This window comes from Cupriavidus sp. PB-02, from assembly GCF_058252315.1.
The window spans coordinates 1,662,964-1,681,613 of the sequence record NZ_CM177695.1; the positions used below are offsets into that span (position 1 = coordinate 1,662,964).

Genomic DNA, 18,650 nt, shown 5'->3' on the forward strand with positions numbered 1-18,650 from the left:
AGATTCCCTGTTTCTACAAGCGACCAATGCGCCGACTGCGGAAACTCGCCTCGCCTGCCAGCTCACCCCGGCCCATCGCCGCAATCACTGCGCCCAAAGTACGCATTCCCTGCTGAATCTGCTCGGTCGTCAGGCTGGCATAGCCCAGAACCAACCCGGCAGGCCGAGACTGGCTGTGCGGCTGAGGCCTGGCAAACAACGGTGATACCGGGTAGACGCCCACGTCCTTGCTGCGGGCAGCGGCCACCAGCGCCGGCTCGTCCTGGGGCCGCAGGGACGGCAACCACAGCACCACATGCAGCCCGGCCGCCGTACCGCTGACCTCGGCGTCCCGAGGCAGGTGGCGCGTAATGCCATCCAGCAAGGCCGCACGGCGGCGCTCGTTCTCCCGACGCATGCGCCGCACATGGCGCTCGTAGGCGCCACTTTCGATCAGTGACGCCAGCACACGCTGCTCCAGCACGGGCGCATGGCGGTCGGCCAGCCGCTTGGCCTGCCGGAACACCGACACCAGCTCAGGCGGCAGCACCAGGTAGCCGAGCCGCAGTTGCGGAGACAGCGCCTTGGAGAAGGTGCCGATATAGATCACGCGGCCGTCGGTATCGATCGACTGCAGCGTGTCGATCGGGCGCTGGCCGTAGCGGAACTCGCCGTCGTAGTCGTCCTCGATGATCCAGGCGTCATGGCGCTGCGCCCATTGCAGCAGGTCCAGGCGCCGGCCGATCGGCAGCACGCCCCCCAGTGGGAACTGGTGCGAAGGCGTTACGTACGCCAGGCGGACACGGTCGCCCCGGGGAAGGCTGGCGGTATCCAGGCCATGCCCGTCCACTGGCGTGGCCAGGCACCTGGCGCCGGTGGCCTCGAAGCAGCGCCTCGCCATCAGGTAACCCGGGTCTTCGAAGACGAAAGCATCACCGGCATCGAGCAGCAGCCGGGCGCACAGGTCGATGGCCTGCTGCGAGCCATGCACCACCACGATCTGCTCGGCCTCGCAGGCAAGTCCCCGGGCACGCCGCAAATATCCCTGGAGGGCGCGTCTCAGCGACGCGTCACCTTCGGGCGGGGCGTAGTACAGGCTGTTTTGCTGACGCAGCAGTTCGGCCTGGTACGCACGCCGCCAGGCCAGGATTGGAAAGTCCCGGGAAGCCACCGCGCCATACAGGAAGTCGAAGCGAACCGGTTCGGCCTGAGGCAGTCCCGGCATGCCGGATCCCGCCACGCGGCGCGCGAACTCGGACAGGGTTGGGGCAGATTTGGCACGCCGGCCCGCGGCCACCCCGGTGGGTGCCGGCGCCACGAGCGGGCTGGCGATCCGGGCCGCCCGCCCCATGGACGTGACGAGAAAGCCCTCGGCCGCGAGTTGTTCGTAGGTGGCGGTGACGGTGGTGCGCGACACCCCCAGCTCGGCCGCCAGGGCTCGCGTGGACGGCGCCCGTGCTCCCGGGGAGAGCGTGCCGTCTGCGATTTGAGCGCGCAGCAGGCCGTAGATGCGGCGTCCCGCCCCCGTGGCTCCAGGACGGTTACCGGTCGGCTGGCGAGACTGGCCCATAAAAAATCCTGAAAACTGGACCTTCCGATTGTGCCAGTTGTTGGCGAAAGTATCGATGTTTCCATCGCCCCCTGGTTCGCCCACCATGTACATCCCTGCCCACTTTGCTGAAAACCGACCAGAGGAACTCGCCCGCATCATCCGCGAGCACCCGCTGGGGATGCTGGTCACACAAGGAAGCGACGGGCTGGATGCCGACCACATCCCGTTCGAGTTCGATGCCGGCGAGGGAACGCACGGCGTACTCACAGCCCACGTGGCCCGTGCCAACACGCTCTGGCAGCGCTGCCCCACGGGCACGCCGGTCATGGTCGTGTTTCGCGGCGCAGAGGCCTACATCTCGCCCAACTGGTACCCGAGCAAGCATGAGGCGCACCGCCAGGTGCCGACCTGGAACTACGAGGTGGTACACGCGCATGGCACGCTCGCCGTGCATGACGACGAGCGCTTCGTTCGCCGTCTCGTCGCGCGCCTGACACGGCGACATGAGGCGGCTGAACCAAAGCCCTGGAAGATGGGGGACTCCGCGCCCGAGTTCATCGACAGCATGCTGCGCAACATCGTTGGCATCGAGATCGCCATCAATTCGCTGGTGGGCAAGATCAAGCTCAGCCAGAACAGGGAGCCGCGTGATCGCCTCAGTGCCGCCAACACCCTGGAGGTGCGGGGGTACGGCGAACTGGCGCAGTCCATGCGCAAGGCTGGATGAGTAAGCGGCCATTGAAATCCGTGCATGACTGGCCCGGTCCGGGCAAAGCAAGACTTCACCATTGAAGCCCCCCAACACCATGTCATTCATCCCCTTCCTGATCGCTGCCGTCGTCCTTGCCATCACCCCTGGTCCGGGCATCGCCTATGTCGTTGCCCGAACGGTGACTGGCGGCCGATCAGTGGGCTTGGCTTCATGCTTTGGCACCGGCCTTGGAGGGTTGCTTCATGTGTTCGCGGGGACCTTGGGCCTGTCGCTGGTCATTGCCCAGTCCGCCATGGCGTTCAACCTGCTCAAGTACCTTGGTGCGGCCTATCTGGTGTACCTGGGTATTCGCATGTTGATGCGCAAGGAACAGCCGATCACGGTCGATGCCGTGCCGTCTCAAGGTGGGCGCCGCGCCCTGGTCGAGGGCGTCGTGATCGAGGTCCTGAATGTCAAGACCGCACTATTCTTTCTGGCGTTCCTGCCGCAGTTTGTCTCGCCGGGCGAACCCCTGATGCCGCAGCTAGCGCTGCTGGGCAGCACTTGCGTTGCGCTCAACACGCTGGTGGACGTTGTTGCAGTGTTTGCCGCTCATCGTTTGCTCAAGTCTGGCGCCGCCCGCGCGGCACGCGCCCGATTGATGACCCGTGTGTCGGGTGTCACGATGCTGGGCCTGGGCGCCTTCCTGGCGCTGGCTCGGCGCGACGCATAAATATGGGCAGTTCGGCTAAAAGTAGCTCTCGATTACCTCAAGACGCGGGCAAAAAGCGTCGCCGCCTAGCGCGCTGGTGCTGACCGAAGGAAGCCGGACGAAATCTCCCCCGCCAACAGCGGCGGCTACTTCGTCGAGCCGACCGTGTTCGACGGTGTGACCAACGGCATGCGCGCAATCAGGCTGGGGGCGCGAATTCGGGCAAGAGTCGATCGACGCCTACACCCAGGTCAAGGCAGTGATGCTGAGGATGTAGGCGCCCCGCGGCGCCAGCCCTTCTTTCACAAGGACATTTCCGGGTACAGTTCACGAGCAACGCGGCCTACGGCGTCGAGATGCCGGTGCGCCCTTGGGCCCCGCCATCGGCAGGTGACCCTTGGGCAAACGAACGCGAAGCTCGCCGCAGCGTCAATCGTCCAGCAGCGACACGTCACGCACCGCGCCCTTGTCGGCCGACATGACCAGCTTGGCGTAGGCCTTGAGGGCGGCGGACACCTTGCGTGGACGCGGCTTGGCGGGCTTCCACCCCTTGGCGTTCTGCTCCTCGCGGCGGCGCGCCAGTTCCTCGTCGGACAGCAGCACGTCGATCGTGCGGTTGGGAATGTCGATGCGGATCTTGTCGCCATCGCGCACGAGGCCGATGGCGCCGCCGGCCGCCGCCTCGGGCGAGCAGTGGCCGATGGACAGGCCCGAGGTGCCGCCCGAGAAGCGGCCATCCGTCAGCAGCGCGCAGGCCTTGCCCAGGCCCTTGGACTTGATGTAGCTCGTGGGGTAGAGCATCTCCTGCATGCCGGGGCCGCCCTTGGGGCCTTCGTAGCGCACGATCACCACGTCGCCGGCCTTGACCTTGTCGTTGAGGATGTTCTCCACCGCCTCGTCCTGCGATTCGGTGACGTGGGCCGTGCCCTCGAACACGAGGATACTCTCGTCCACCCCGGCGGTCTTCACCACGCAGCCGTCGAGCGCGATGTTGCCCGTAAGCACCGCCAGACCGCCTTCCTTGGAGAAGGCGTGCTCGTAGGAGCGGATGCAACCCTCGGCGCGGTCCAGGTCCAGGCTGGGCCAGCGGGTGTTCTGGCTGAATGCCACCTGCGTGGGAATACCCGCCGGGCCGGCCAGGTAGAAGTTCTTGACGGCTTCGTCCTGCGTGCGGGTGATGTCCCACTGCTCCAGGGCATCCTTGAGCGTGGCGGCGTGCACCGTAGGCACGTCGGTGTGCAGCTTGCCCGCGCGCTCCAGCTCGCCCAGGATCGCCATGATGCCGCCCGCGCGGTGCACGTCCTCGATGTGGTACTTGTTGGTGTTGGGCGCCACCTTGCACAGCTGCGGCACGACGCGCGAGAGGCGGTCGATGTCGGTCATGGTGAAGTCGATGCCCGCCTCGCGCGCGATCGCCAGCAGGTGCAGGATGGTGTTGGTCGAGCCGCCCATGGCGATGTCCAGCGTCATGGCGTTCTCGAACGCCTTGAAGCCCACCGCGCGCGGCAGGATGGACCCGTTCTCCTGCTCGTAGTACTGGCGTGCCAGCTCCACGATGCGGCTGCCGGCGCGCTTGAAGAGCTGCTCGCGGTCTGCGTGCGTGGCCACCACCGTGCCGTTGCCCGGCAGCGACAGGCCCAGCGCCTCGGTGAGGCAGTTCATGGAGTTAGCCGTGAACATGCCCGAGCACGAGCCGCAGGTGGGGCAGGCGGAGCGCTCCACCTCGGCGACGTCGGCGTCGGAATAGGCACTGTCGGCGGCGATCACCATGGCGTCCACCAGGTCGAGCTTTTTGAACTCCATGGCCTTGGTGATGGGGTTGGCCAGGCGCGTCTTCCCGGCTTCCATGGGGCCGCCGGAGACGAAGATCACCGGGATGTTGAGCCGCATGGCAGCCATGAGCATGCCCGGCGTGATTTTGTCGCAGTTGGAGATGCACACCATGGCGTCGGCGCAGTGCGCGTTGACCATGTACTCCACCGAGTCCGCGATGATGTCGCGGCTGGGCAGTGAATACAGCATGCCATCGTGGCCCATGGCGATGCCGTCATCGACCGCGATGGTGTTGAACTCCTTGGCCACGCCGCCCGCGGCCTCGATCTCGCGCGCGACGAGTTGGCCCAGGTCCTTCAGGTGCACGTGTCCAGGCACGAACTGGGTGAACGAATTGACCACCGCAATGATTGGCTTGGAAAAATCTTCGTCTTTCATGCCAGTGGCGCGCCACAGGGAGCGCGCCCCTGCCATGTTGCGGCCGGCGGTGGAGGTCTTGGAACGGTATGCGGGCATCGTGTTGCTAAAGAAATATCGCAGAAAGGAAGCGGGCCACGGGAATATAGGCCCCTCGCGCGCCCTTGCGAACAACCTCTTGAGCTGCGCTCTGGGCAAAGGCGGCATTATCCCACACCCCTCGGTCTGTCAAACCGCGACGCACCTGCCCGCCTGAGCCATGAGGAAAAACAGGCCGCGCGCCCAAAGGTGGTGAGGATTGGTGGTGAGAAGCGCCGGTAGGATGGCATGTTCCTCGGTTTGCGTTCCGGTCAGATGGACATCACCGCGTCATGCCAATGCGCCAGCTACGTACCTGCCTTCGGGACAGCGCACACTGCATCAAACCTATCGGCCGATAACTGGCCTGCCAGCAACACTCTTCCCCGCAGGGCTTCGGGAGACAAATAAGAATGAGCCGGGAGGCATCAGTGGTGGATATACCTCCACGGGGGTGCCGCCTCCGCGTCCGGACGGGTAGCCCCGGAGGCGGCAGGCAAGTTACGCAGGGGCAAAGCAGTAGGTACAGATCTTGTTCCCGTCGGGATCACGGACATACGCCGCATACGCGGGTCACCGGCTTGCTGGCAGTTGAACGGCCGAAACTGGGACCTAGCAGATGCCTGATGAGCGCGATCCAGGTCGGTTATTCGCGAGTGATCATTGAGCCGCACGTCGACGTAAGCGCTGTTCACCAACAGCGTTGGTTGCCATCATCGGCCTCACGGTCTCGGGCATGGGCATCAGCTACCTGCCCAGGAAGTGCCTTGCACCGATGGTCGATTCTGGTGCGCTGGAGGTTCTTACGGTGAGCCCCGCGTTGCCGCCGGCGCCGTATGCCGCCATCTGCAAGAGCGACAGGAAGAGCATGCTTGTATCGGCCATCGCCGCGCTAGCTCAGGAGAACTGCGATTTCGGCCAGATGTTCCAGACCGGGTGAGAAATGCCACATTCATCCACGCCGCCCCGGGTGTATGCTTCGAGCCTACTCCTGGGGCGGTTCATTTCGTATCACCAGTTCCATGAACCCTGAACTCAGGTCGTACTCCCGGGAGAAACGATGTTCGGGAAGAAGCGCCAGCAATATCTCCGCGGTTGTACGGACCGTGCAACCGCGTGCCACATGACCACCAAACACGCGACCGCGCGGGTCGGCAACCGACATGTGCAGGTGCGCTCCATCAGCTGATATGGACCCGGCGAGCGTCAGTATTTCCAGACTGTCACGCAGCTCGGTAGGATCCTCGTCCCCGGCAAATCGCAATTGGGCAACGCTGAGGCTCCCGATGCCCTGGATTACGAAGGCCGCACGCAACCTGAGCTGACGCAGCACGTCTTCGAGTGCGACACGCAGATCGGCGCCGGGAGCGAGGCGCAGAGGATGTGCTTGCATCGCGCGGTTCCAGGTAGGGGGCTCCGTGACAGGTTAAGGCGAATTGAGATCGATCGCAATCGAGCGCCAGCACTCGCGCATAACAGGCGTCGTAGGGGCGACAAACGGGCAACTGGGGAGGTTCGGCATCGTGCCGGGTCCGGCCAGTGACCTTTGTCGCCGGCAGCCAGAATGTGACCCATGGCGGAACACGCCGACGCGTTGCCGTGCCGGGAACATGATCCTGGCCATTGACTATGGAGTGCAAATGCCTCTGCCCCTTCTGCTCCGTTGCAGCGACCTCAAGCAAACGCGAGAGTTCTATGAATCCGTGCTCGCGTTCAGTGTTAGTGAATCAGCAGAGCATACGATCACGGTCGAAAAGCACGGCTAGTTCCCCTTCCGCGGCATCACGGCGGGCGGCATCCTTCTTGGCGCCGTGCGCCCCGTGCATATACTGACATCATCCTCGACCGTTCGCCGCATCGCCAACCTTGGCGGTGGCGACGGTTGATGCCAACGCGCAGCGCGCTCAGGCATGTACCCTCGATTGACCCGGCCGGGCATCCGGATGCCGTCGGTGAACCAGCCATGGAGACGATGATGGATAAAGACGATCACCCGAAGCCGTTCTACAGATCCCTCTACTTCCAGGTCATCACCGCCATTGTCATCGGCGTCATCCTCGGCCATTTCTATCCGCAGACGGGCGAGGCGATGAAGCCGTTGGGTGATGGCTTCATCAAGCTGATCAAGATGATCATCGCGCCGATCATCTTCTGCACGGTCGTGGTGGGCATCGCCGGCATGGAGGACATGAAGAAGGTCGGCAAGACCGGCGGGCTGGCGCTGCTGTACTTTGAGATCGTGAGCAGCATTGCGCTGTTGGTCGGCCTGTTGATCATCAACATCGTCAAGCCCGGCGCCGGCATGAACGTCGACGTAGCCACCCTCGACACGAAGGGCATCGCCGCCTACACCGAGCCCGGCAAGATGCAAGGCACGGTCGATTTCCTCCTGCACGTGATCCCGAACACGGTGGTGGATGCCTTTGCCAAGGGTGAGATCCTCCAGGTGCTGCTGTTCGCGGTGATGTTCGGTTTCGCGCTGCACAGGTTCGGCGGCCGCGGCACGCTGGTGTTCGACTTTATCGAGAAGTTTTCGCACGTGCTGTTCACCATCGTCGGCTACATAATGAAGGTCGCGCCGATTGGCGCCTTCGGCGCCATGGCCTTCACCATCGGCAAGTACGGCGTGAGCTCGCTGCTGCAGCTTGGCCAGCTGATGGCGACCTTCTACGCCACCTGCTTGCTTTTCATCTTCGTCGTGCTGGGCACCATCGCGCGGCTGCATGGCTTCTCGATCTGGAAGTTCATCAAGTACATCAAGGAGGAACTGCTGATCGTGCTGGGCACGTCGTCGTCGGAATCCGTGTTGCCGCGGATGATGGCCAAGCTGGAGAACCTGGGCGCCCGCAAGTCCGTCGTCGGACTGGTGATCCCGACTGGCTACTCCTTCAACCTGGATGGAACCTCTATCTACCTGACCATGGCGGCGGTGTTCATCGCCCAGGCAACCAACACCGACATGAGCCTGACGCAGCAGATCACCCTGCTCGGCGTGCTGCTGCTGACCTCCAAGGGCGCCGCCGGCGTCACGGGGAGTGGCTTCATCGTGCTGGCGGCCACGCTTTCGGCGGTGGGGCATGTTCCGGTGGCGGGGCTGGCCCTGATCCTCGGCATTGACCGCTTCATGTCGGAGGCGCGCGCCCTGACCAACCTGATCGGCAACGGCGTGGCCACGGTGGTGGTGGCGAAATGGACCGGCGACCTCGATATCGAGCGGATGCGGCGCAGGCTTGATGCCGAGTCGGACATTGAGGCCGACGAGCCGGAAGTGGTGCTCGACCAAGTCGCGACCCATATGCCGGTCGCCGACACCACGGTAAGCCGGTGAGCGGCAGCGCGCAAACACACATCACCACAAAGCGGGCTGTGGCCACTACCTGGTCGCGCCCTTTTGAATGTCTTAGTGCCTCGAAGCTAGCTCATCGCGCGATGGGCAGGTAAAGGCTCACCGTCAATTTCGACCGGTGAGCCAGCGTTATTTCAACGATCAATTTGAGGATGAGTTCCGGCCCAGCCGTGCCGCCTCTATCGCGGCGATGTCGATTTTTTTCATCGTCATCATCGCCTCGAATGCGCGCTTGGCCGCTGCGCGATCTGGGTCGGTTATCGCCGCGGTGAGGGCGCGCGGGGTGATCTGCCATGACAAGCCCCACCGGTCCTTGCACCAGCCGCATTCGCTTTCCTGGCCGCCATTGCCGACAATCGCATTCCACAATCGGTCGGTTTCGGCCTGGTCGTCCGTCGCGATCTGAAAAGAGAAGGCCTCGTTGTGCTTGAAATGCGGGCCGCCGTTCAGCCCGAGGCAGGGAATGCCGGCGACGGTGAACTCGACCGTCAGGACATCGCCCTGCTTGCCGTCGGGATAGTCGCCCGGTGCGCGGTGGACGGCGCGGACAGCGCTGTCGGGAAATGTTTCGGCGTAGAAGTTTGCGGCGTCAAGGGCGTCGCCGTCGTACCACAAACAGATCGTGTTCTTGCTACTCATTCTGTGTCTCCTGGAAAGTTGAGCACCGGGCATCCGCCACCGTCAAAACAACTCCAATCGTCCACATCGGGTGACCTTGGCCTGTCGAATGAGACCGATGCCGTTGTCGAGACTCCAATGTCTCACACTCTCGCGGCGGGCGCAGGCAGCTTGAAGGGTGGACCCTTGTCGCGAAGGGCTGTAATTCGGCCATCGAATCCGATGGCCGAAATGACCGCTTAGGGTCGTTCGGAGGCTTTGCAGCAGGCCGGACTGTATCGCGAGATCAAAGCGATCCTTACCGCCGGCGCCGCCCAGCTTCAGTCCCTTGTTGCCATGGATCAGCGGCAACTGCTTTGGCGGTGCCCCTAAACGGCGCCGTGGCGCCTTAACGCAATGCCATGGCGGGCCAGGCATTTCCTCAAGTCGTCAGGCTGGAGGAAGGGCTCTGCCTCTTTCTTGCGCCAGGGTACGCGATATCCCGGATGAATGGAAATCTCCGTGACACCGGCCGGTAGCACGTCGGGGATCCTCTGATGCCAGTCGGTGCCGCGCGTATCCGCGCCAATGTAATAGTCCGGGTAGCGCAAGCCCCGGAACTGCTGGAGCAGGAGCTTGTTCATCGCGCCGCGCCGCTGCTTGTCGGGATACAGGTTCTGGGGCCGGCGAACCCAGTGGATACCGAAGTGTTGCATCTCCTTCTTGATAGCGCGAATCACGAACGGGAGCTTGTGCAGGTGAAAATGCCCGTCGACATGGCTTACCTTGACGCCATGGTCCAACAACTCAGTCAACTGGTGGCGAAACTCGGTCCGGATATCGCGCTCCCAAAGCAGACCAAACATGCCGCGAAAGCGCTGTGCACGTTCGTTTCGGAACGTCCCATCCGAATGGCACAGCGAACGGCGGTGGCCAGAGAGGGGTCGGCCTTCCGCGAGATTGAGGTGCAGGCCGAAGGAGAACCGCTCCTGTTCTGCTTGGCGTAGTCGTACGCGAGGGCTGATGCAGGCATGCCGGCGAGGATGGTGGCACTGGTCAACAGGCCGCCCTCAAAGCAGGAAACCGTGGCGTCGAATGTATCGTCATTGTAGCCAAAGTCGTCGGCATTCACGATCAGGCTTCGCATGGTCTGGCGCTCCGGGTTCGTTTGGATAAATGGCACATGGCGTGCATCACAGCGTAATTATTGGCGCTGCGGCGGGCACCATCAACGGCGCTGAGTGTGATGCCATACATTTATGCCAGCCCTGATTGCATTATTTTCAATACAATAAGAGCCAGCACAGCTGCCGCCAGGAGTGCTACGCCGGCGCCCCGTCTTCGCGCAGCCACACGATGAACTCGGCGCCCTGCCCCACCTTGCTCTCCACGGTGATGCGGCCGCCATAGCGCTCCACCAGCGCAAAGCTGATGGACAATCCGAGGCCGGTTCCCATCTGCTTCTTGGTGGTGAAGAACGGATTGAACAGATTGGGCAGGTCTTCTTCGCTGATGCCGCGGCCCGTGTCGCGAACATGCAGCGTCACGCCGTGCCCTTCCCAGTCCCGCGTGGCCAGCGTGAGCGTGCCGCCCTCGGGCATGGCGTGGATGGCATTGGTCAGCAGGTTGACGACCACCTGCTGCAGCTCGCCGCGACTGATGCGCACGTGGCGCGTGGCCTGCCAGTCCTGCTCGATCCGGATCTCCGGCCCCTTGATCAGGTGCCGGACCAGGTCCAGGCAACCGGCCGCGACTTCGCCCACGTCCAGCCGCTCCATATTTCCGGCGAACTCCTCCGGCCGGATAAACTGCAGCAGCCGGTTGGTCAGCAGGTAGATGCGCCGCACCTGCTCGTCGATCAGCCGGAGCTCGTGCCGGACCGGTTCCGCCGCCGGGCCGAGGATCTCGCGAGCCACGTCAAGGTTGCCCTGGATCACCGCGATCGGATTGTTGATCTCATGGGCCACGCCCGCCGTAAGCTGTCCTGCGACCGCCAGCTTCTCCGACGTGATCAGTTGCTGCCGGGTGGCCCGCAACACGGTGTTGGCATCCTCCAGCTCCCGGGTGCGTTCGGCCACCTTGCGATCGAGCGAGTCGGCCCAGTCCCTGAGCTCGGCATTGCGCTGCTGCAGGTCCGACAGCAACTGGTCGAACTGGCCGGCGAGCTGGCCCAGCTCGTCCTCGCTGCCCACCGGGCCTACGCGTGCCTCGGCATTGCCGGCCTTGAGCGCGCGCATGGTGCCGACCATCCGCGTCATCGGCGTGAACACACGCCTGGCCCACAGCAGCGAGAACAACGCTCCCGCCACGGCCAGCAACAGGAACAATCCCACCAGCACGCCCAGCGCCAGGTCCTTGGCCTGGCTGATCGGCCTGGCCAGGTAGCCCACGTAGAGCATGCCGATGCGCTGGCCACGGCTGTCCGCGATCGGCTCATAGGCGCTCATGTACCGGTCGTTGACGACGAAGGCCAGGTCGAGCCATTTCTCGCCGCGCAGCAGCACCTTGTCGCGTACCTCGCGGGAGACCCGCGTCCCCAGCGCGCGTTCGCCATGGAACAGCCGCACGTTGGTGGCAATGCGCGTGTCGTCCAGGAACAGCGTCGCCGTGCCCTGGCTGCCCCGGGGCAGGGATTCCGGCTGGTAGACCAGCGCGTTGATCGTGTCGATAAAGCCGAGGTTGTTGTTCAGCAGCGTGCCGCCGTGCAGGATTGCCACCAGTGCGCCCGCTTCATCGAACACCGGCGCCGCCGCGTGCACCACCATGCCGCGGGTTTCCAGGGTCCTGTCGGTGGGCGCCGCATTGGCTGTGGGGCGCAGCGCCACCTGTGCGCGTCGGGCAAGGTCGCCGGAAACGGCAGCCAGCTGCGCGGCGGACCACGCATCCGTGGCGGCATCCGCGCGGCCGGCCGCGGCACTGGCCACCACGCGCCAGGCGGCGTAGTCCGTACCCGCGGCACTGGCCGGCGCAGCGGCAAGCAGCCGCCCTTGCGGATCGAGCAACTGCAGGAAATCGAGCCCGTGCGTGCGCCGCGCTTCGGCCAGGATGCCGGGCATGGCGCCGCCGCGGCCAAGGCCATTCACCAGCGCATGCGACCTGGCCTCCTGCAGGACCCGGTCCTCCACACCGCCGACCATATGCTCGAAGTACTCGTGGGCGACCAGCAGGTCGCTGTTGACCTTGTACGTCAGCAGCGCCTGGAACACCCGATCGCCCCATAGCGCCATCAGCAGCAGCAGTGCCACCAGCGCCACCAGCAAGGGCGCGATGACAATGGAGACGAGCTTGGCGCGCAACGAGGCGCGATAGCGGCGCAGCAGCGTGGCCGGGCCAAGCGGGCGAATGAGGTTCAAGGACGCAGGCCCCACTGCAGGCATTTCCGGTCCAGCGTGCGGCGCGAGATGCCCAGCCGGCGCGCGGCTTCCACCCGGTTGCCGCCCTCCACCGCCAGCACCTGCAGGATGTGCAGCCGTTCCACCGTCTCCAGCAGCGTGGCTTCATCCGCCGGCGTGGCCGTGCCCTCCCCGGCCGCTGCCAGCAGGCTGGCCTGCGCCGGATCGGCCGGCTGCGCCAGCAGTTCAACCGGGTATTCGCCCAGGATCAAGGCCCGCTCCACCAGGTTGCGCAGTTCGCGCGCATTGCCTGGCCAGTCGTAGCCCTTGAGCAGGCGCGCCAGCGAAGGCGACAGCGGCACCATGGGCAGCCCGAGCTGGGCGGACAACTGCTCCGAGAAATGCTCAGCCAGCGGCACGATGTCTTCCGGGCGCGTGCGCAACGGCGGGATCGCGACGGATACCACGTCGAGCCGGTAGTACAGGTCCTGGCGGAAGCGCCCGGCGGCGACCTCGTTGGCCAGGTTGCGGTTGCAGGCCGCGACGATGCGCACGTCCACGGCGATCTCGCGCTCGGTACCGAGCGGCCGGATGCGCCGGTCCTCGATCACCCGCAACAGCTTGGCCTGCATGGCCAGTGGCAGCTCCGAGATCTCGTCCAGGAACAGCGTGCCGCCGTCGGCATAGAGGAACAGGCCGTGGCGTGCCCCGGCCGCCCCGGTGAAGGCGCCCCTGGCGTGGCCGAACAATTCGCTTTCGACGATCTCGGGCGCCATCGCACCGCAATTCAGCGGCACGAACTGGCCCTGCCGGCCACTGAGCCGATGCAGCTCGCGCGCCACCACTTCCTTGCCGGTGCCGGACTCGCCCGTCACCAGCACCGTCGACGGCATCGGTGCCACCCGTGCCACCAGCGCCATCACCTTCTTCATGGCTTCCGATTCGCCGATGAAGTCCTTGTGGATGGTGTACTTGTCCAGCTCGCGGCGCAGCAGGTAGTTCTCGCGCGCGAGCCGGGTCCGGTCGAAGCAGCGCCGGATGGCGTTGAGCATCTGGTCGACGCGGAACGGCTTGACGACAAAGTCCGCTGCGCCCGAGCGTAGCGCGGCGATGGCCGTGTCCATGTCGGCGAAGGCGGTCATCAGGATGACATCGGCGGGGTTGCCGGCTGCGCGCAGCGCCTTGAGCCACTCCATCCCACTGGCACCGGGCAGCGCCACATCCAGCAGGATCAGGTCGAAATGGCGTTGCTCCAACAGCGCGGCGCCTGCTTCGGCGCTGTCAGCCGTCACCACGCTGTCCACCTTGCCTTCCAGCGCCCGGGACAGGAACGAACGCATGCCGGCCTCGTCGTCCACCACCAGGATCGTGCGGCGCTGCCAGTTGTCGGATTCGGCTGCGTTGGTTTGTCGTTCGCTCATCACTTTGGCTGTTACGGCCCGGTCAGGGCGAAGGAGCAGTCTAGCGACAGTGCGCTATTCGGCAGTATTGGGAGTAAACCGAGCCAGCCTTCGATGCCGCGGCCCGGAGATGGACAGTTTGGCCCGCGCGCCGGGCCGCTGCCTGGACATTTTGTCCATGGCCTCGCCTCACCGCGCGGGCTACGCGCTGCAAGCCGTTGACGGCAAACGGAATCCGCCATGGGCATGGCCCTTGCTCAACGATGCGCACCCAGCCCATCGCACCCGACGAAAGAAGAGGCTGCCACTTCCAGGTAGGAGACAAGTTCATGTCATATCCCGCGCAAGCGCAAACGCCATCGCAAAAGTCCCAACACGCATCGCCATCCCGGCCAACGTCGCGGCCGTCGCCCTTCTCCAAAGAAGCCATCATCGCCCGTCCCGGCTTCAACCGCTGGATGGTGCCACCTGCCGCGCTGGCGGTGCACCTGTGCATCGGCCAGGCCTACGCCTTCTCGGTCTTCAATGAACCGCTGACCCGGATCCTCGGCGTCACGCAATCCGCGCCGGGCGACTGGCAACTGACCACGCTGGGCTGGGTGTTCTCGCTGGCGATCTTCTTCCTGGGCATCTCGGCCGCCTTTGCCGGCAAGTGGCTGGAGAAGGTCGGGCCGCGGCGCACCATGTTCACGGCGGCGTGCTGCTTCGGCGGCGGGTTCCTGGTTTCGGCGCTGGGTATCTGGTTGCACCAGATCTGGCTGCTGTACCTGGGGTACGGCGTGCTGGGCGGGATCGGGCTCGGGCTGGGCTACGTTTCCCCGGTCTCCACGCTGATCCGCTGGTTCCCGGACCGCCGCGGCATGGCCACCGGGCTGGCGATCATGGGCTTCGGCGGCGGCGCGATGATCGGCGCGCCGCTGTCCGTCGCCCTGATGAACTACTTCAAGAGCGCAACCAGCGCGGGCGTGGCGCAGACCTTCCTCGTCATGGGCGTGGTCTACTTCATCTCGATGTCGCTTGGCGCGCTGGCCATCCGCATCCCTGCCCCGGGCTGGGCGCCCGCGGGCTATGTCCCCACCGCCAAGGCCGGCAAGATGGTCACGCACGCCAACGTGCACATCGACCAGGCGCTGAAGACGCCGCAGTTCTACCTGCTCTGGCTGATCCTGTTCCTGAACATCACGGCCGGCATCGGCGTGCTGGGCCAGGCGGCCGTGATGATCCAGGAAACCTTCAAGGGGAGCATTACCGCCGCGGCCGCGGCCGGCTTCGTCGGGCTGCTCAGCATCGGCAACATGACCGGGCGCTTCCTGTGGAGCTCCGCCAGCGACTACTTTGGCCGCAAGACCACCTACGCCATCTTCTTCGCCTGCGGCGCCGCGCTCTACCTGGCCGTGCCGGCCATCGGCGCGTCCGGCAACGTGGCCCTGTTCGTGGCCTGCTACTTCCTGATCCTGACCATGTATGGCGGCGGCTTCAGCACCATTCCCGCCTACTTGGCCGACATGTTCGGCACGGCCTACGTCGGTGGCATCCATGGCCGCCTGCTGACCGCCTGGGCCGCCGCCGGTATCGCCGGACCAGCGCTGGTGAACTACATCCGCGAGCACAAGCTGGCATTGGGCGTGCCCAGGTCAGAGGTCTATGTCGATACCCTGCACATCATGGCGGGCCTGCTGGTGGCGGGCTTCGTCTGCAACCTGCTGATCCGGCCGGTGCATGCGCGGCATCACCTGCGCGAAGCGACCAGCGCAGCCTGAATGCATCCTCTGCCGTCAATACACAGGAACACCCAACCATGCACAACGACCGCACTTTCGGCAAGACCATGCTGCTGCTCGCGTTCTGGGCCTACGTGCTTATCCCGCTGGGCGCGGGGATCTGGTCGACCCTCGGGAAGGCCATGACCCTGTTTAGCTGAGCACCCGCGCCGGGCCCCGGATCGTCGATACGGCGGGGTCCATCCATGACTGTGATCCTGCGCAATCGCGCCATCTGTACTGGTGGCGCGATTGCGCATGGCAAGTGCGGCTCACCAACGCAAACTGAGCTTCAGCGGTTGCGCCAGAACTGTATCCCTCGCAGGCAGGCTGTCATCCGTACATTGTCCGTAGTGTCGCGCGACACGCCGTCGTGCCGGCGGCAACCCCACGGAGAGCACATCGATGCACGGACTCACAGCGCTGGAACTCGCTCGAATCCAGTTCGGATTCACGGTTTCCTTTCACATCCTTTTTCCTGCCATCACGATCGGGCTGGCATGTTTCCTGGCGTTCCTGGAAGCGCGCTGGCTGCGCACCCAGGACACCGTATACCGGACCCTGTACCAGTTCTGGATCAAGATCTTCGCCCTGAACTTCGGCATGGGGGTCGTTTCCGGCCTGGTCATGGCCTATGAGTTCGGCACCAACTGGTCGTTCTTCTCGCAGTTTGCCGGGGGCATCACCGGCCCGCTGCTGACCTACGAGGTGCTGACCGCCTTCTTCCTGGAAGCGGGTTTCCTCGGCGTGATGCTGTTCGGCTGGAGCCGCGTCGGGCCGGGGCTGCATTTCTTCTCCACCGTGATGGTCGCGCTCGGCACCATCATTTCCTCCACCTGGATCCTGGCTTCCAACAGCTGGATGCATACGCCCGCGGGCTACGCCATCGTCGCCGGCAAGGTGGTGCCTACCGACTGGCTGGCCGTGATCTTCAATCCCTCGTTCCCCTACCGCCTCGCGCACATGGTCATCGCCGCGCTGCTGTCCACGGCACTGTTCGTGGCGGCATCCTCGGCCTGGCAGTTGCTGCACGACCGCGCCGTACCCGCCGCCCGCACGATGCTGTCGATGGCGCTGTGGATGGTGCTGGTCACGGCGCCGCTGCAGGCGGTGGTGGGCGACGCCCACGGCCTGAACACGCTGGAGCACCAGCCCGCCAAGATCGCGGCGCTGGAGGGGCACTGGAACACCGCCGCCAGGGACGACAAGGGCGGGTTCCCGCTGATCGTCTTCGGCATCCCGGACATGGAACGCGAGGAAACGCGCTACGCCATCGAGATCCCGCGCCTGGGCAGCCTGATCCTCACACACAGCCTTGACGGGCAGATCCGCGGCCTGAAGGACTTCCCGAAGGAAGACCGCCCCAATGCCACCGTGCTGTTCTTCACCTTCCGCGCCATGGTCGGCCTGGGCGTGCTGATGATCCTGTTCGGCCTGCTTGGATGGGTACTGCGCCGCAACGGCGTCGTGTACCGGTCCCGCGCGTTCCTGCGGTTCGCCGTGCTGATGGGGCCCACCGGCCTGATCGCGCTGCTGGCCGGCTGGATGACCACCGAGATCGGCCGCCAGCCGTGGGTGATCTATGGACTGATGCGCACCAGCGATGCCGTTTCCGCGCATGCGGCGGGCCCGGTCGCGCTGTCGCTGGCGCTGTTCGTGGTGGTCTATTTCATCGTCTTCGGCGTGGGCATCCGCTACATGCTCAAGCTGGCGAGCGCCGGCCCCGTGGCTGACCCGCACCCGCACGAAGTGCCGCCTTCCTACGGGCCGGGCAGCCTCGGTGCCGCTCCTGCCGCCATCACCGCGGCTTCCGCATCCAGCGCCATGGCCCCGCACGGCCAGCGCAAATTCTGAACAGGTGATCGACATGGGCATCAATCTTCCCGTTATCTGGGCCGGCCTGATCTTCTTCGGCGTGATGATGTACGTCATCATGGACGGATTCGACCTTGGCATCGGCATTCTTTTTCCCTTCGTCGGCGACCGTTATGACCGCGACGTCATGATGAATACCGTGGCGCCGGTCTGGGACGGCAACGAGACCTGGCTGGTGCTCGGGGGCGCGGCGCTGCTCGGTGCCTTCCCGCTGGCGTATTCGGTGCTGCTCAGCGCGTTCTACCTGCCGCTGATGTTCATGCTGCTCGGCCTGATTTTCCGCGGCGTGGCCTTCGAGTTCCGCTTCAAGGCCAGCGACCGCAGCCGCCCCTGGTGGGATGCCGCCTTCACGTGGGGCTCGGTGGTCGCCGCGTTCTTCCAGGGCGTGACGCTGGGCGCCTACATCGACGGCATTGCCATGCAAGGCACCACCTACACCGGCGGCGCGCTCGACTGGCTGGCGCCGTTCCCCATCTTCGCGGGCGTGGGCGTGGTGATCACCTACGCTTTCCTCGGGGTCACATGGCTCATCATGAAGACCGAGGGCCGGCTGCAATGGACCATGCTGCGCGTGACCAACGTGCTGACGGGCGTGATGCTGGCGATGATCGCGGCCGTGAGTGTGTGGACACCCCTGACCCACCCCGAAATCGCGCAACGCTGGTTCGCGCTGCCCAACCTGTTCTTCTTCCTGCCGGTGCCGCTGCTGGTGCTGGCCTCGGCCGCCGGCATCTACCGGGCCCTGCGCAGCCGCCCGAACGTGTCGCCGTTCCTGTACGCGCTGCTGATGATCTTCATGGGCTATACCGGGCTAGCCATCAGCGTCTGGCCCAACATCATCCCGCCGTCGATCTCGATCTGGGATGCATCGTCCGCCCCGCAAAGCCAGGGCTTCGCACTGGTCGGCACCCTGTTCATCGTGCCGATCATCCTGGCCTACACGTCCTGGTCCTATTACGTGTTCCGCGGCAAGGTCAAGCGCGGGGAGGGGTACCACTGATGGCCAGGATCCTGCGCGCACGGCTGGCGGCCCGCCTTGGCTGGCTGCTGGCACTCTGGCTGGCGGGCGTGGGCACGGTCTTCGCCTGCGCCAGCCTGATGCGGCTGGCGATGCGCGCGGCCGGGCTGGCCAGCTGAA

15 protein-coding genes and 1 pseudogene are annotated in these 18,650 nt (G+C 65.0%); 9 read left to right on the forward strand and 7 right to left on the reverse strand.

The window, feature by feature from the left end:
• Nucleotides 1-13 precede the first annotated feature (13 nt).
• Entirely contained in the window at nucleotides 14-1,549 is a 1,536-nt protein-coding gene (gene pdxR, locus AC10V3_RS28375; protein WP_454753140.1) for a MocR-like pyridoxine biosynthesis transcription factor PdxR, read from the reverse strand.
• Between the two features lie 85 nt (nucleotides 1,550-1,634).
• On the opposite strand from pdxR, the gene AC10V3_RS28380 reads away from it, so the two are divergent.
• Both AC10V3_RS28380 and AC10V3_RS28385 read left to right on the forward strand, forming a co-directional pair.
• Nucleotides 1,635-2,258 carry an FMN-binding negative transcriptional regulator gene (locus AC10V3_RS28380; protein ID WP_454753141.1) on the forward strand — a complete coding sequence of 208 codons (624 nt, stop codon included), beginning with the start codon at nucleotides 1,635-1,637 and terminating at the stop codon, nucleotides 2,256-2,258.
• A gap of 79 nt (nucleotides 2,259-2,337) precedes the next feature.
• Nucleotides 2,338-2,955, forward strand: coding sequence for a LysE family translocator (locus AC10V3_RS28385; protein WP_454753553.1), 618 nt, complete (start codon nucleotides 2,338-2,340; stop codon nucleotides 2,953-2,955).
• Nucleotides 2,956-3,363: 408 nt separating this feature from the next.
• Here the strand turns inward: AC10V3_RS28385 and ilvD are convergent, their stop codons facing one another.
• Nucleotides 3,364-5,223, reverse strand: a complete 1,860-nt coding sequence (ilvD, locus tag AC10V3_RS28390; RefSeq protein WP_490923810.1) for a dihydroxy-acid dehydratase — start codon at nucleotides 5,221-5,223, stop codon at nucleotides 3,364-3,366.
• A 682-nt stretch (nucleotides 5,224-5,905) separates the two neighbouring features.
• Between ilvD and AC10V3_RS28395 the strand changes: the two genes are divergently transcribed.
• Nucleotides 5,906-6,142: a LysR substrate-binding domain-containing protein gene (locus AC10V3_RS28395; protein WP_022538693.1), complete on the forward strand. Its 237-nt coding sequence runs from the start codon at nucleotides 5,906-5,908 to the stop codon at nucleotides 6,140-6,142.
• Between the two features lie 45 nt (nucleotides 6,143-6,187).
• Here AC10V3_RS28395 and AC10V3_RS28400 read toward each other — a convergent pair whose 3' ends face one another.
• Nucleotides 6,188-6,595, reverse strand: coding sequence for a PPC domain-containing DNA-binding protein (locus AC10V3_RS28400; protein ID WP_022538694.1), 408 nt, complete (start codon nucleotides 6,593-6,595; stop codon nucleotides 6,188-6,190).
• A 582-nt stretch (nucleotides 6,596-7,177) separates the two neighbouring features.
• Between AC10V3_RS28400 and AC10V3_RS28405 the strand changes: the two genes are divergently transcribed.
• The gene (locus AC10V3_RS28405; RefSeq protein WP_022538696.1) at nucleotides 7,178-8,530 is read left to right on the forward strand and encodes a dicarboxylate/amino acid:cation symporter; all 1,353 of its coding nucleotides are present in this window, start codon (nucleotides 7,178-7,180) and stop codon (nucleotides 8,528-8,530) included.
• Between the two features lie 159 nt (nucleotides 8,531-8,689).
• On the opposite strand, the gene AC10V3_RS28410 is transcribed toward AC10V3_RS28405, so the two are convergent.
• The 4 genes and pseudogenes from AC10V3_RS28410 to AC10V3_RS28425 all read right to left on the reverse strand — a co-directional run bounded on the left by AC10V3_RS28410 (nucleotide 8,690) and on the right by AC10V3_RS28425 (nucleotide 13,898).
• Nucleotides 8,690-9,187, reverse strand: coding sequence for a VOC family protein (locus AC10V3_RS28410; protein WP_022538697.1), 498 nt, complete (start codon nucleotides 9,185-9,187; stop codon nucleotides 8,690-8,692).
• Nucleotides 9,188-9,534: 347 nt separating this feature from the next.
• A pseudogene (locus AC10V3_RS28415) lies at nucleotides 9,535-10,292 on the reverse strand (ChbG/HpnK family deacetylase).
• Between the two features lie 175 nt (nucleotides 10,293-10,467).
• On the reverse strand, nucleotides 10,468-12,522 hold the full coding sequence (locus tag AC10V3_RS28420) for a sensor histidine kinase (protein ID WP_490923811.1): 2,055 nt from the start codon (nucleotides 12,520-12,522) through the stop codon (nucleotides 10,468-10,470).
• Nucleotides 12,495-13,898, reverse strand: coding sequence for a sigma-54-dependent transcriptional regulator (locus tag AC10V3_RS28425; RefSeq protein ID WP_490923812.1), 1,404 nt, complete (start codon nucleotides 13,896-13,898; stop codon nucleotides 12,495-12,497). The genes AC10V3_RS28420 and AC10V3_RS28425 overlap by 28 nt, the downstream gene beginning before the upstream one ends.
• Nucleotides 13,899-14,206: 308 nt before the next feature.
• On the opposite strand from AC10V3_RS28425, the gene AC10V3_RS28430 reads away from it, so the two are divergent.
• The 5 genes from AC10V3_RS28430 to AC10V3_RS28450 all read left to right on the forward strand — a co-directional run bounded on the left by AC10V3_RS28430 (nucleotide 14,207) and on the right by AC10V3_RS28450 (nucleotide 18,649).
• The gene (locus tag AC10V3_RS28430; RefSeq protein WP_022538702.1) at nucleotides 14,207-15,637 is read left to right on the forward strand and encodes an L-lactate MFS transporter; all 1,431 of its coding nucleotides are present in this window, start codon (nucleotides 14,207-14,209) and stop codon (nucleotides 15,635-15,637) included.
• A gap of 38 nt (nucleotides 15,638-15,675) precedes the next feature.
• Nucleotides 15,676-15,798 carry an MFS transporter small subunit gene (locus AC10V3_RS28435; protein WP_022538703.1) on the forward strand — a complete coding sequence of 41 codons (123 nt, stop codon included), beginning with the start codon at nucleotides 15,676-15,678 and terminating at the stop codon, nucleotides 15,796-15,798.
• Nucleotides 15,799-16,042: 244 nt separating this feature from the next.
• Entirely contained in the window at nucleotides 16,043-17,491 is a 1,449-nt protein-coding gene (locus tag AC10V3_RS28440; RefSeq protein ID WP_022538704.1) for a cytochrome ubiquinol oxidase subunit I, read from the forward strand.
• Nucleotides 17,492-17,504: 13 nt separating this feature from the next.
• Entirely contained in the window at nucleotides 17,505-18,512 is a 1,008-nt protein-coding gene (gene cydB, locus AC10V3_RS28445; protein ID WP_041682086.1) for a cytochrome d ubiquinol oxidase subunit II, read from the forward strand.
• A complete protein-coding gene (locus tag AC10V3_RS28450) occupies nucleotides 18,512-18,649 on the forward strand; it encodes a DUF2474 family protein (RefSeq protein WP_022538706.1) in 138 nt (45 codons plus the stop codon). Before cydB ends, AC10V3_RS28450 begins: the two co-directional genes overlap by 1 nt.
• The last annotated feature ends 1 nt before the right edge of the window (nucleotide 18,650 follow it).

What these genes read in the sequence shown, in the direction of transcription:
- pdxR (WP_454753140.1), bottom strand. Translation starts at nt 1,549, where the DNA reads ATGGGCCAGTCTCGCCAGCCGACCGGTAACCGTCCTGGAGCCACGGGG.
- AC10V3_RS28380 (WP_454753141.1), top strand. Translation starts at nt 1,635, where the DNA reads ATGTACATCCCTGCCCACTTTGCTGAAAACCGACCAGAGGAACTCGCC.
- AC10V3_RS28385 (WP_454753553.1), top strand. Translation starts at nt 2,338, where the DNA reads ATGTCATTCATCCCCTTCCTGATCGCTGCCGTCGTCCTTGCCATCACC.
- ilvD (WP_490923810.1), bottom strand. Translation starts at nt 5,223, where the DNA reads ATGCCCGCATACCGTTCCAAGACCTCCACCGCCGGCCGCAACATGGCA.
- AC10V3_RS28400 (WP_022538694.1), bottom strand. Translation starts at nt 6,595, where the DNA reads ATGCAAGCACATCCTCTGCGCCTCGCTCCCGGCGCCGATCTGCGTGTC.
- AC10V3_RS28405 (WP_022538696.1), top strand. Translation starts at nt 7,178, where the DNA reads ATGGATAAAGACGATCACCCGAAGCCGTTCTACAGATCCCTCTACTTC.
- AC10V3_RS28410 (WP_022538697.1), bottom strand. Translation starts at nt 9,187, where the DNA reads ATGAGTAGCAAGAACACGATCTGTTTGTGGTACGACGGCGACGCCCTT.
- AC10V3_RS28420 (WP_490923811.1), bottom strand. Translation starts at nt 12,522, where the DNA reads ATGCCTGCAGTGGGGCCTGCGTCCTTGAACCTCATTCGCCCGCTTGGC.
- AC10V3_RS28425 (WP_490923812.1), bottom strand. Translation starts at nt 13,898, where the DNA reads ATGAGCGAACGACAAACCAACGCAGCCGAATCCGACAACTGGCAGCGC.
- AC10V3_RS28430 (WP_022538702.1), top strand. Translation starts at nt 14,207, where the DNA reads ATGTCATATCCCGCGCAAGCGCAAACGCCATCGCAAAAGTCCCAACAC.
- AC10V3_RS28435 (WP_022538703.1), top strand. Translation starts at nt 15,676, where the DNA reads ATGCACAACGACCGCACTTTCGGCAAGACCATGCTGCTGCTCGCGTTC.
- AC10V3_RS28440 (WP_022538704.1), top strand. Translation starts at nt 16,043, where the DNA reads ATGCACGGACTCACAGCGCTGGAACTCGCTCGAATCCAGTTCGGATTC.
- cydB (WP_041682086.1), top strand. Translation starts at nt 17,505, where the DNA reads ATGGGCATCAATCTTCCCGTTATCTGGGCCGGCCTGATCTTCTTCGGC.
- AC10V3_RS28450 (WP_022538706.1), top strand. Translation starts at nt 18,512, where the DNA reads ATGGCCAGGATCCTGCGCGCACGGCTGGCGGCCCGCCTTGGCTGGCTG.